General features: G+C 73.2%; 11 protein-coding genes. 6 read left to right on the top strand and 5 right to left on the bottom strand.

What is annotated here, in order from left to right:
* The first annotated feature begins 47 nt into the window (after nt 1–47).
* The gene (gene mmuM / locus K7G59_RS05215) at nt 48–974 is read left to right on the top strand and encodes a homocysteine S-methyltransferase (protein WP_225830636.1); all 927 of its coding nucleotides are present in this window, start codon (nt 48–50) and stop codon (nt 972–974) included.
* 19 nt (nt 975–993) lie between these two features.
* On the opposite strand, the gene K7G59_RS05210 is transcribed toward mmuM, so the two are convergent.
* The 3 genes from K7G59_RS05210 to K7G59_RS05200 all read right to left on the bottom strand — a co-directional run bounded on the left by K7G59_RS05210 (nt 994) and on the right by K7G59_RS05200 (nt 4,332).
* Nucleotides 994–2,571, bottom strand: a complete 1,578-nt coding sequence (locus K7G59_RS05210; RefSeq protein ID WP_225830635.1) for a carboxylesterase/lipase family protein — start codon at nt 2,569–2,571, stop codon at nt 994–996.
* Nucleotides 2,572–3,202: 631 nt separating this feature from the next.
* The gene (locus tag K7G59_RS05205) at nt 3,203–3,472 is read right to left on the bottom strand and encodes a hypothetical protein (RefSeq protein WP_225830634.1); all 270 of its coding nucleotides are present in this window, start codon (nt 3,470–3,472) and stop codon (nt 3,203–3,205) included.
* On the bottom strand, nt 3,469–4,332 hold the full coding sequence (locus K7G59_RS05200) for an oxaloacetate decarboxylase (protein WP_225830633.1): 864 nt from the start codon (nt 4,330–4,332) through the stop codon (nt 3,469–3,471). Before K7G59_RS05200 ends, K7G59_RS05205 begins: the two co-directional genes overlap by 4 nt.
* Before the next feature lie 251 nt (nt 4,333–4,583).
* On the opposite strand from K7G59_RS05200, the gene K7G59_RS05195 reads away from it, so the two are divergent.
* From K7G59_RS05195 to K7G59_RS05185, 3 genes are all read left to right on the top strand, one after another.
* Entirely contained in the window at nt 4,584–5,216 is a 633-nt protein-coding gene (locus K7G59_RS05195) for a VOC family protein (protein ID WP_225830632.1), read from the top strand.
* Nucleotides 5,217–5,358: 142 nt separating this feature from the next.
* Entirely contained in the window at nt 5,359–6,048 is a 690-nt protein-coding gene (locus K7G59_RS05190) for a metalloregulator ArsR/SmtB family transcription factor (RefSeq protein WP_225830631.1), read from the top strand.
* A 297-nt stretch (nt 6,049–6,345) separates the two neighbouring features.
* Nucleotides 6,346–6,744, top strand: a complete 399-nt coding sequence (locus K7G59_RS05185) for a VOC family protein (RefSeq protein WP_225830630.1) — start codon at nt 6,346–6,348, stop codon at nt 6,742–6,744.
* On the opposite strand, the gene K7G59_RS05180 is transcribed toward K7G59_RS05185, so the two are convergent.
* Together K7G59_RS05180 and K7G59_RS05175 are read right to left on the bottom strand one after the other, a co-directional pair.
* Entirely contained in the window at nt 6,730–7,416 is a 687-nt protein-coding gene (locus K7G59_RS05180; RefSeq protein ID WP_225830629.1) for a helix-turn-helix domain-containing protein, read from the bottom strand. The genes K7G59_RS05185 and K7G59_RS05180 overlap by 15 nt on opposite strands.
* A gap of 224 nt (nt 7,417–7,640) precedes the next feature.
* Entirely contained in the window at nt 7,641–8,798 is a 1,158-nt protein-coding gene (locus K7G59_RS05175; RefSeq protein WP_225830628.1) for a YihY/virulence factor BrkB family protein, read from the bottom strand.
* 155 nt (nt 8,799–8,953) lie between these two features.
* Between K7G59_RS05175 and K7G59_RS05170 the strand changes: the two genes are divergently transcribed.
* Complete coding sequence (locus K7G59_RS05170) at nt 8,954–10,591, top strand: acyl-CoA dehydrogenase family protein (RefSeq protein ID WP_225830627.1); 1,638 nt, start codon at nt 8,954–8,956, stop codon at nt 10,589–10,591.
* A gap of 393 nt (nt 10,592–10,984) precedes the next feature.
* Nucleotides 10,985–12,268: a GAF domain-containing protein gene (locus tag K7G59_RS05165; RefSeq protein ID WP_225830626.1), complete on the top strand. Its 1,284-nt coding sequence runs from the start codon at nt 10,985–10,987 to the stop codon at nt 12,266–12,268.
* The last annotated feature ends 41 nt before the right edge of the window (nt 12,269–12,309 follow it).

The following is a 12,309-nucleotide window of genomic DNA, read 5'->3' as shown; positions in this document are numbered from 1 at the left end:
GGGCGGGCACGGGCCCGTTCGCCTCCCGCTTCGACTAGCGTCGTGGCATGACCAGCAATCCCTTCCCCGGCCTCGCCGAGGCCCTCGCCAACGGGACGGTCGTGCTCGACGGCGGCATGTCCAACCAGCTGGAGTCGGCCGGGCACGATCTGAGCGACGCGCTGTGGTCGGCGCGGCTGCTCGCCGAGCAGCCCGAGGCGGTCACCGAGGCGCACCTCGCCTATTTCGTGGCGGGTGCGGACGTGGCGATCACCGCCAGCTACCAGGCCACCTTCGAGGGCTTCGCCCGGCGCGGCACCGGTCACGCGGAGGCGGCGCGGCTGATGGCGCTGAGTGTGGAACTCGCCCGTGAGGCGGGCCGGCGGGCCCACGCCGCGGGTGTCGAACGGCCACTGTGGGTGGCGGCGTCGGTCGGTCCGTACGGAGCGATGCTCGCCGACGGCTCGGAGTACCGGGGGCGCTACGGGCTGAGCGTGGCCGAGCTGGAGCGGTTCCACCGGCCGCGGATCGAGCTGCTGGCCGCCGCCGCGCCGGACGCCCTGGCCCTGGAGACGGTCCCGGACGCGGACGAGGCCGTCGCGCTGCTGCGTGCGGTGTCCGGGCTGGGGGTGCCCGCCTGGCTTTCGTACACCGTCGACGGTCGGAACACCCGCGCGGGACAGCCCCTGGAGGAGGCCTTCGCACTCGCCGCCGGCGTGGACGAGGTGATCGCGGTCGGCGTGAACTGCTGCGCCCCGCGCGATGCGGAGTACGCGGTCGAGACGGCGGCACGGGTGACGGGCAAGCCGGTCGTCGTCTACCCCAACAGCGGCGAGTCCTGGGACGCGCGGGCGCGCACCTGGACCGGGCGCACCTCGTTCGGCGCCGAGCAGGTCAAGGCGTGGCGGGACGCCGGCGGGCGGCTGATCGGCGGTTGCTGCCGGGTCGGGCCGGAGGCGATCAGCGCTCTCGCGCAGACGCTGACGGCGCGCTGAGCGCCGGCCGCGAGGCGGCTCAGCGCCGCAGGGCCCGGGTTTCCACCGAGCGCCGCAGCCGGCGCATCGCTGCGGCGATTTCCGCGCCGGGGGCGCGCGGCTCGGAGGCCGGTGACGCCTGAACGGGGACGGTGGCTGCGGTCGACCACAGGGCGACTTCCCGGTCCCTCGGACCGTGGGCGACAGGCGCCGCACCGTCGCCGAACACCCGCACCGGATGGGAGGGATCCCAGGCCGGCCAGCCGGGGTCACCGGTCGAGACGAACCGCACCCAGGCCTGGTGCATCGCGTCGCACAGCTCCAGCGGGGCACCCTCACCGGCGAGTTTCACCGATTCCGGAACCCCGCGGGTGTCGAAGACGAAGCCCAGCTCCAGGGCGTGGCAGGCACCGAGGCCGGGCAGGCCGGACGGCCAGGCGAACTCGTAGAGGTACGAGGTGCCGGGGCGGGCGTCGGCGAGGCGGTGGAGGGGGACCCGCAGCAGGTGGTCGGTGACCATCTGGCCGACGACCTCGGCGGCGCCCGCGTCGGGGTGCAGGGCGCGGTAGCCGCGTGGTACCTCGTGGCCGACGTGGCAGCGGGCCATGGCACCGGCGACGGCCACGGGGCCGAGCCGGTCGACGTGCTCCAGCAGCCCGCCGGGGACCAGCCACAGCCGGTACTCGTCCCGGGTCCAGCCCATGAGCAGGTCGACGCCCCGGGCGGCCTCGCCCTCGAGGAGGGCGTCGAGCGGGTTGCGGGGTACGACGTCGCCGTCCACGACGATGCCGAAGGCGGGGCCGCCGAGCACCGGGCTGCTGAGCCGGCCGGCCTCGGCCTGGGCGCGCAGCAGCAGGTCGGGGGTGACGTCCGCGAAGGCCGCGGCGGTGGCGGGGATCTTGAGCCGGGTCGCCATGCGGCGCACCATGCGCCGTACCCTGTCGCGTTCGGATGCGTCCGGTGAGCCGCTCTGCAGCACCGCGCGGCGGATCAGGCCCTGGGTCTGGGGTGCGGCGAGCAGGGCGCCGGTGCTGATGGCGCCGGCCGACTGTCCGGCCAGGGTGATCCGGTCCGGGTCGCCGCCGAAGGCACTGATGCTCTCGTGCACCCAGCGCAGGGCGGCGAGCTGGTCGCGGAGGCCAGGGTTCGGGGGTGCGTCCGGGAACAGGCCGTAGCCTTCGATTCCGAGGCGGTAGTTGACCGAGACGAAGACGACGCCGTCGCGGGCGAAGGTCCTGCCCTCGTAGACGGGCACGGCGGAGGAGCCTCTGGTCAGGGCGCCGCCGTGCAGCCAGACCAGGACGGGGAGCCGGGCGGCGGGGCCCGGTTCGGGGGTCCAGACGTTCAGGTTGAGGCAGTCGTCGCCGGGGATGACCGGGTCGGAGAGGTACTGGGCGAACGCCTCGGAGTACGGCGGCTTCGGCGCGGTCGGCCCGAAGGCGACGGCGTCGCGCACTCCGTCCCAGGGTTCGGGGGGCTCGGGCGGCCGGAACCGCCGGGGACCGAAGGGCGGGGCGGCGTACGGGATGCCCCGGAACACCGCGATGCCCTGCTCGTACCTGCCGCGTACGGCCCCGTGGGGCGTTGTGACCACGGGGCCCGTCCGGTCTGCCGTCATCGCCCACCAGCCCTTCGCCGTGCCCCGCACGGTTCGCTGCCGTGCTCGTGCACCGTTCACTCCAGAGCATCACAGCGCGCGGATGTATTCCGGTGCACGGAACCCTCACTGAGCCGTTCGGGGGACATGGCCGCCGTATCCTGCGGCGGGTCGTCGAAGCGGACCACGCTGATGCCGTCCAGCACCCGAAGGCCCCGCTCGGCCGGCGCCGCGTACACGATGTGAGGCACGGGTGCCGGTGCCGCCCGCGGTCGCGTCCCAGGACGGCGCACGGCGGCGCCGGCCGCCGTACTCGCCCGGGCAGGTGAGGTGTCCGACTGCCGCAGCCCGGGGCGTGACGGTGTCCGTGCTTCGGACGGACGGCCGTCGGCCGCTCGAGATCGTTTGCCGGGGATGCGTCCCGGCCTGAACGTCGCCGCACGCACCGCTGCGACGCTTGGCGTGGCTGCGGTCGCCCTGGTCAGCGCGCTCGGCACGGCTGTCCGGCCCCTCCGCGCGCACCGGAACGAGCAGCGGCCGGGCATCCCCCCGCACGGGGGTGCCCGGCCGCATGCCGTCCTGCCGTTCTCGTTCCTCGGCCGTCCCGGGTCCTTGGCTGTTCCAGGTGTCGGCCGTCAGACCTTGGCCGTCGTCATTCCTCCTCGTCTCCGTCGGCGGCGCCCGCCAGGGCCTTCACCACTTCCACGGCGCTGCCGTCGTGGTCGCTTCCGGCCGTGCCGCGGCCGGTCTGGAGGTTTGCGGTTCGGTCGACCTCCAGGATCGAGTCGGCCTGCGAGTTGTCGATGACGGTGATGAGGCTGTCGTGCGCGACCGCGGATGCGGCACCAGCACCTGCACCAGCGCCGAGGAGCGCCGCCACCAGCGCGGCGGCAGCCCCGAGCCGGGGCACGGCACCCGTCATACGCCCACGCCCTCGGGGACGCGCCGCTCGGGATCGATGTTGCGTTCCAGCAGAGTGGTGGACGCCTTCACGCCGACCCCCGTCGTGGCGTCCACCTGGGGCAGGCGGCCGTCCGCGGCCTTCAGTCCGGCGAGCGCGGAGTCCATCGCCTCGTGGGCGGCGAACAGGCACGGAGTGCTGTAGATCGCGACGTCGACGCCGAGTTCGGACAGTTCACCGAGGGACAGCCGGGGCGACTTGCCGCCGGCGATCTGGTTGAACAGCAGCGGCTTGTCCCCGACGACCTCGCGGATCCGCTTGATCCACTCGACGCTGCGCACGCCGTCGACCAGGACCACATCGGCATCGGTCGCGGCCAGCCGCTCGGCCCGGTGCAGGATGTCGTGCTCGTCGGTGGCGTCCGTACGGGCGACGACGACCAGGTCCTGGCGGGTGGCCAGCACCTTCTCCAGCTTCTCCAGATACTCCTCCAGCGGCAGCACCTGCTTGCCGTCGGCGTGGCCGCAGCGGCGGGGCCGCTTCTGGTCCTCCAGGATCACCCCCGAGGCGCCGATGCGCTCGAGCCCCTCGACGACATGACAGGCGACCTCGGGGTCGACGTACCCGTCGTCGATGTCGACCAGCAGGTGGTGGTGCGGGAACGCGCCCCGCAGCCGCTGGACGAAGGCCACCATGTCCGGCCAGGCGATGAAACCGATGTCCGGCAGTCCGTAGTACGAGGCCGCGAAGCCGAAGCCCGAGACGAACATGCCGTCATAGTGCTTGGCGGCGATCGATGCCGAGTACATGTCATACACGCCGATCAGTGGCGTGGTCCCGGGGCCTGCGATCTGCTCGCGCAGCTTCTTTCCGTAAGTCAAGGTCCGGCTCCTCCTGTGGGTGGGTGACGCGGGGCGGCCAGGCCTCCACGTCTCGACGCCCTTTGCCAAGACAAGAGCATCTCTAGATACGCACATGACCATCTCTCTACGCCAGCTTTGCTCACTCGGACGGCGGAACGGGTTCACCGCAGAAACGTCACGCACAGGACCGTCCCACCTGGACGCAAAGGAGACCGGAGGGCTGCGGACCCCCTTGAAGGGCGCGGCCGATGACCGTAACCTCCCCCGCAATGAAGGCCGTTCCCGCACTCTTGGACCACCTCGTCCTCGCCACGCCCGACCTCTACGCGACCGTGGCGGACTTCGTCCGGCGTACCGGGGTGACACCCGCACCCGGCGGGGTGCACGTCGGGCTCGGCACGCGGAACCACCTGGTGGGCCTGGGCGGCCGGAGCTACCTGGAGATCATCGGCCCGGACCCGGAGCAGCCGGAGCCGGCGGAGCTGCGGCCCTTCGACGTCGACCGGCTGCCCGGGCCGCGCACGGTGACCTGGGCGATCAGCCCGCCCGACCTGGACGCGGCGATCCGGGCCGCCCGCGCGCGGGGCTACGACCCCGGTCCGGTGCACGCGATGAGCCGGCGTACCCCGGACGGCACCCTGCTGCGCTGGCGGCTCACCGACAGCGGCGCCGCGCACCCTTGCGGCCTGGTCCCTTTCCTCATCGACTGGGGCGGGTCCCGGCACCCGGCCGCCTCTGGCCTGCCCGTCACCCCGCTGCTGCAGGTGACGGCGACGGCTCCGGATCCGGAGGAGGTCCGCGGGCCGCTGTCGGCCCTCGGCACCGACCTCCCGCTCACACCGGGCCCGTCCGCGCTCTCCTTCACCGTGGACACCCCGAACGGGCCGGTGACCTTCGAGTGAGCGGCCTTCCGGTGAGGTGACCTTCGGCTGGGCGGCCTTCGGGCGAACCCAAGGGTGAGGTTTTCGGGCGAGCCAAGGCCTGATGAGGTGCCGTCCGGCTGGCCACCGCGTCCCCATTTCCTCTAGGCTATTCCATGGATTTATGGAGGATGTCGTGCCGGAGACCGTCACCACCCGCTCGAAGGCCCAGCTCTACGACGCCTTCGCGGCCAGCGGCAAGGCGCTGGCCAGCGGCAGGCGTCTGGAACTGCTCGACCTGCTCGCCCAGGGCGAGCGGCCCGTCGACGCCCTCGCGAAGGCGGCGGGGCTGAACCTGACGACCGCGTCGGCGCATCTGCAGACGCTCAAGCAGGCCGGGTTCGTCGCGACGCGCCGCGACGGGGTACGTATCCACTACCGGCTCGCCGGTGACGACGTGGCCCAGCTGTTCGCCCTGCTGCGCAAGGTCGCCGAGCGTCACCAGGCAGCCGTGCCCGCCGCCCGGGACGCCTACCTCGGCGACGACGGCACACCCGAGGTCACCCGTGAGGAACTGCTCGCCCGCGTGGCGGCGGGGGACGTGGTGGTGCTGGACGTGCGGCCGGTGGAGGAGTACCTGGCCGGACACATCCCCGGTGCCCTGTCCCTCCCGGTCGACGAACTGGCCGGCCGCATCGAGGAGCTGCCGGAGGACACGGACATCGTCGTGTACTGCCGCGGCGAGTACTGCGTCCTCGCTCGCGACGCCGTACGGCTGCTGACCGAGCGCGGCCGGCGCGCGATCCGCCTCGACGACGGCATGCTCGAATGGCGCCTGGCCGAGCTGCCCGTCGACACCGGGGGCCCGGCGTGACGGACCCGTCGCTGCGCCTGCGTCCGACTCGGCCGCTGCCCCTGCCCCTGCCCCTGCCCCTGCCCCTGCCTGCACTGTCCCCGGTCACGCCGCCAGGGCTCGTCGGCAATCCGGTGTCCCGGGCGGCCTGCTGACGACGCCGAGGACCTCATCGGCGACCACACCCACGCGGTCCCCCGACGCCGCCCGCCTCCTCGCATGGCCTGACCACGGCACCGGGCTCGACGACCGCACCCTGCTGGTGGAGTGTCCGATTCCTTCAAGACCCGGCCGCCCTCCCCCGTCTACGGTGACGGCATGACCGCACGATTCGCCGTGATCGGCGTGGTGGCCTCCGATCTGGCCGCCTCGCTCGCCTTCTACCGTCACCTCGGGCTGGCCTTCCCCGCCGGGGCCGAGGAGCAGCCGCATGTCGAGGCCGAGTTGCCCGGTGGACTGGTGCTCGCGCTGGACACCGAGGAGACCATCCGGTCCTTCCACCCCGGCTGGCGTGCGCCCGCGGAGGGGGGCCGGGTCTCGCTCGCGTTCCACTGCGGGTCACCCGCCGAGGTCGACGCCCTGTACGAGGAGCTGGTGGATGCCGGGTACCACGGGGAGCTGAAGCCGTGGGACGCCTTCTGGGGTCAGCGGTACGCCACCGTGCACGACCCCGACGGCAACGGCGTCGACCTGTTCGCCCCGCTACCGGCCGAGTAGCTCGCCGAGCGTCCGCCCTGCCAACTCCCGCACGTCACGGGAGAGGTGGGGCTGGTCGGCGTATCCGGCACGGACCGCGGTCTCGGCGTACGGCACCCCGGAACGCGCCAGGTCCAGCGCCCGCCGCAGGCGAAGGATGCGGGCCAGTGTCTTCGGGCCGTAGCCGAACGCGGTCAGGCAGCGGCGGTGCAGCCGGCGGGCTCCGATGCCGAGCTCAGCGGCGGTCGCGGACACCGGGCGGCCTTGTTCCATGCACTCGACCAGCCGGCGCAGCAGCGGGTCGGGGGCCGGGGAGAGCGCCGCCTGCTCCAGGGCGATGTCCTCCAGTGCCGTCACCGGGTCGGGCGCCGCCTCGATACGGTCGCACAGCCGGCGGACCCGGGCGGCCGGCCACAGGTCGGCCAGCTCCACCCGGCTGTCCCGGAGCTCGTGCGCCGGTACGCCGAGCAGGGCGGGCGCGGTGCCGGGGAAGAAGCGGATGCCGGCCCAGAAGCGGGGCGGGCCCTCGGGGACGTACGCACGCGTGTCGGGACCGGCCACCAGCAGTCGGCCCTCGCTCCACAGCAGGTCCATACAGCCATCGGGCAGCACCGGGCGGGTGGCGGCGAGATCTTCCGGGGCCCGGTGCCAGACCACCGCCCCGTCCAGCCGGGCCGCCCGCTCCTCGTACACGTAGATCAGGCTACGGGTCCCTGCGGGCCTCGGCGGTGCTGGGTTGCCGGGCACCGCCGGACAGCGTCGTTTCGGTGTGTGCCGTCGCGACGCAAGAGGTGCGGTGGCGCAGCGGGGTGGGTGTCACGGGGAAGAGGTTGCCCCGTACGAAAAAGCGGCAGGCCGTGCCGTGCCGTGCCGTCAGGGCGTCAGCGTGGTGCGGTCACGTACCGCCGGTGGCGCTGTCACTTGTCGTCGCCGTGGGCCGGCTCTCCGTGGGCCTTGTGGGCGTGGTGGGTGCTCCTCGCGTGGGCGCGCAGGCGGGCCGTGACGTCCTCGGGGGGCAGGAAGCGGGACCAGCGTTCGGGGAACTCGGAGGGCATGTCGGGGTCGTCGGGGTCGGCCTCGCGGGCCGCGGCGGCGCGGGCGACGTACTCGGCGACCTGGGCGTGGCGCAGCCGCTCGTTGGCCTCGCGGGCGGCGGCCGTGGCAGCGGCGGGCCAGACCCTGTCGATGGCGGCGTTCACCGCCGCGCCGACGAGCACGGCGAAGGCCGACACGCCGATCCAGAGGAGCACGGCGACGGCGGCGGCCAGGGAGCCGTAGATGGTGGCGCCCTCGATGGTGTGGGTGAGGTAGATGCGGAGCAGGAAGCTGCCGAGGACCCACATGGCGAGTGCGACCAGGGCGCCCGGCACGTCCTCGATCCAGGGGGAGCGGACGGGGACCGACACGTGGTAGAGGGTCGTCAGGAAGGCGATCGACAGGACGATCACGACCGGCCAGTACAGGACCTGGACGAGCGTCGCCGACCACGGCACGACGCGTACCACCGCGTCCGGCCCGGCCACCATCAGCGGCAGCGCCACCGAGCCGATCAGCAGGGCCACGATGAACAGCAGGAACGACATCACCCGCGTCCTGACGATGCCCCGGACGCCGTCGAGCCCGTACATCACGGTGATGGTGTCGACGAAGACGTTCACCGCGCGGGAGCCCGACCACAGGGCGAACAGGAAGCCGATGGAGATGACGTCGGGCCGGCCGCCCCTCATGACGTCGTGCAGGATCGGCTGGGCGATCTCCCGGACGCCCTTTTCGGACAGCACGGTACGGGAGGCGTCGAGGAGGTTGGCCTCCAGGCTCTGGATGGTGTCGGCGCCGGTCCAGTCGTCGACGTAGCCGAGCAGGCCGATGAGGCTCAGCAGCAGCGGCGGCACGGACAGCAGCGTGAAGAACGCCGCCTCGGCCGCCAGGCCCAGGATGCGGTACTCCATGCAGGAATTGACGGTGTCCTTGAGCAACAGCCAGGCGGTCCTGCGCTTGGAGACGTTCCGGTAGAGGGCTCTGGCCCGATGGAGCCGACCGGCCGGCGTGTCGGGGGTTTCACTTGCTGGCTGCACAGTCCAACCGTATCCGCCGTGGCCGACTGTCCTCACCTTCCGGGGAGGGTGACAAAACCCCCCGGGGCAGGTGGCGGGCGTCCGGCGCATCCGACGCGCACAGCTGTGCCACTCTGGAGGCCAGCATCAGCGCCGTCCCGGGTAGGTACGCAGTCATGACAGGCACCTCCACCCATAACGTGACGAACCAGCCGCCCCCGCTGGCCGGATACGACCTGTACAGCAGCGACCGGGCCCTGGTGGAGGCGGTCGAGCGCCACACCGACCCCGCGGTGCTGGAGGAGGTGCGCGCGGAGCTGTCCGCGCTGGGCACCACCTCGGGTTCCGCACAGGTGCAGGAGTGGGGGGCGCAGGCGAACCAGTATCCGCCCCGGCTGCGTACGCACGACCGGTACGGGCACCGGATCGACGAGGTCGAGTTCCACCCGGCCTGGCACCGGCTGCTCGGCAAGGGCGTCTCGGCGGGGCTGACCGGTGCGTGGGTCCGGCCGGCCGGACATGTGCGCCGGGCGGCCGGCTTCCTGCTCTGGACGCAGGTGGAGGCGGGCACCTGCTGCCCGCTGTCGATGACCCACGCGGCCGTGCCCGCGCTGCGCGCCGACCCGGAGCTCGCCGCCGAGTGGGTGCCGCGGCTGACGTCCACGATCTACGACCAGCAGCTGCGGCCCGCCGGCAGCAAGTCCGGCGCCCTCTTCGGCATGGGCATGACCGAGAAGCAGGCCGGCAGCGACGTACGGGCGATCACCACCGAGGCCCGTCCGCTGGCCGAGGCCGGGACGTACACGCTGACCGGGCACAAGTGGTTCTGCTCGGCGCCCATGTCCGACGCCTTCCTCGTCCTGGCCCAGGCCCCGGCGGGTCTGACCTGCTTCCTGGTGCCGCGCGTCCTTGCCGACGGCAGCCGCAACGCCTTCCTGATCCAGCGCCTCAAGGACAAGCTGGGCAACCGGTCCAACGCCTCCGCCGAGGTCGAGTTCGACGGCACCTGGGCGCGCCGGGTCGGCGAGGAGGGGCGCGGGGTGCCCACCATCATCGAGATGGTCGCCGCGACCCGCCTGGACTGCGCACTCGGCTCGGCGGGGCTGATGCGGCAGGCGGTGACCCAGGCGATCCACCACTGCGCGCACCGGGAGGCGTTCGGCGGGAAGCTGATCGACAAGCCGCTGATGCGCAATGTCCTCGCCGACCTCGCGCTGGAGTGCGAGGCGGCTACCGCGCTCACGCTGCGGCTCGCGGCGGCCTGCGACGACGGCGGCGAGCAGGAGCGCGCCTTCCTGCGGCTGGCGGTCCCGGCCGCCAAGTACTGGATCACCAAGCGGTGCGCGCCGGTGGTGGTCGAGGCCGCGGAGTGCCTGGGCGGCAACGGCTACGTCGAGGAGTCGGGGCTGCCCCGGCTGGTGCGCGAGTCTCCGCTGAACTCGATCTGGGAGGGCGCCGGGAACGTGCAGGCCCTCGACGTGCTGCGAGCGCTGCGGCGGGAGCCCGGCGCGCTGGACGCCTGCCTCACGGAGATCGGCCGCGCGCACGGCGCCGACCACCGCCTGGACCGCGCCGTGAAGGACCTGTTCACCGAACTGGCCGACCTGGACGGCATCGAGATGCGGGCCCGCCGCCTGGTGGAGCGCCTCGCCCTGGTCCTCCAGGGATCCCTGCTCGTGCGCCACGCACCCGCCGAGGTCGCCGACGCCTTCTGCGCCTCTCGTCTGGGCGCCGACCGCGGTGCCTCCTTCGGCACACTGCCGACGGGCCTGGACCTGAAGTCGGTGGTGGAGCGGTCACGCCCTGCGCTGTGAGGCACCGGCAAACGGTGTCACCCCACGGTCGCGGCGCCACCCCACAGTCGCGGCGCCGCCCCAGGGGCGCGGGGCCCTGCCGGACCTGCGGGCTCTGCGGCGGCCCCGGCCGGTCCCCCGGCGGGGATGGTGCTGCGCCGACACGGCACCATCCCCGCCTTTCGGCCCCGTTGAAGGCCGCGCACGCCGCCCACGGGCGGCGCCAGGGTCAAGTCTCGGCGAGGGTTCAGCGATTCACCAGGGTTGCAGAGGGTTGCAACTTGTGGGTGACGGTGTGCGGAGTATGAGCGTCCGGCCTGCCCGTGGCGGCAGTATGTGAGGCACAGCCGGACCGGAAACCGCCGTCCGGGAGGCTTGACAGGTTTGTTGGGCGCATCCCCCGAAAGGACCCCCGTGGTGAACCCGCCGATGGACATGGCGCGGCTGGCCGCCGTGGACGCGGCGCAGGCGGCGCGGCTGCTGAGCGAGATACGCGAGGCAACACTCGCCGGACAGCGTGCGCGCATGGCGCCCAGGCCGGTGATCCAGCAGTCCTGGGTACGGATGCTGCGCAGCGGGGTCGACCCCGACGGCGACTACCGCTCGGAACTGCTCTCCCCCGAGGAGGTGCGGCGCAGACGCGAGGAGTCGCCGCTGCGGCACGTCCTGCCGGTGCTGCGCGAGGGTCTGCTTTCGGTCGCGGACGTCACCCAGCACATCATGATCATCGCGGACGCGGACGGGCGCGTGCTGTGGCGGGAGGGCTCCCCGCAGGTGCTCCGCAAGGCCACCGGCTTCGGACTCGAACTCGGCGCCGACTGGCGGGAGGACGTCGTCGGCACCAACGGCGTCGGCACGGCCGCGGTCGCGCGACGGCCCGTGCAGGTGTTCGCCGCGGAGCACTTCGTGCGCTCGCACGCCTCCTGGACCTGCACGGGCGCCCCGATCACCGACCCGAGGAACGGCAGCCTGCTCGGTGTGGTCGACGTCAGCGGCCCGCTGGAGACCATGCACCCGGCGACCCTCGCCTGGGTGGACTCGGTGGCCAAGCTCGCCGAGGCCCGGCTGCGCGAACTGCATCTGGAATCGCTGGAGCGGCTGCGCACGGTGGCTGCGCCGGTGCTGGCACGGCTGTCCGGGCGGGCGCTGGCCGTGGACCGGGACGGCTGGGCGGCGGCGGTGACGGGCATGCCGTACGTGCGGCGCGTCGCACTGCCCAAGTCGCTTGCTCCGGGCCGCCGGTCGCTGCCCGCCCTCGGTCCGTGTGCCGTGGAGCCGCTGGCGGACGGCTGGCTGCTGCGGGCTGCCGAGGAGCCGGTGCCGTCCGCCGCCACCCGGATCGTGCTCGACCTGGGCCGGGCGGCCCGCTGTTCGCTGACGGTGACGGGATCGGCCGGCTCCTGGTCGCGTGAACTGGGCCTCCGACACGCCGAGTTGCTGTATCTGCTGAGCGAGCACCCGGCCGGCCGGAGCGCGGCGGGCCTCGCCGAGGACCTGTTCGGCGATCCTTCGCGCACGGTCACCGTACGGGCCGAGATCTCACGGATCCGCCGCTATCTGGGGGCTCTCCTACGGCATCGGCCGTATCGTTTCTGCGAGGACGCGGACGTCTCGGTGCTACTCCCCGACGATCCCCGTGACCTGCTGCCCCGGTCGACGGCTCCGGCGGTGGCGCGGGCGCGGAGCGCGCGCCGGTGAGCCTCGCCCTGCCGGTATGTGCCGGTCCTGGCCCGTCGCGG

It is taken from the genome of Streptomyces sp. NK08204 (genome assembly GCF_020400585.1).
Taxonomy (GTDB): Bacteria; Actinomycetota; Actinomycetes; order Streptomycetales; family Streptomycetaceae; genus Streptomyces.
The sequence above is the reverse complement of the archived record's forward strand: the minus strand, read 5'-3'. Positions and strand labels throughout refer to the sequence as shown.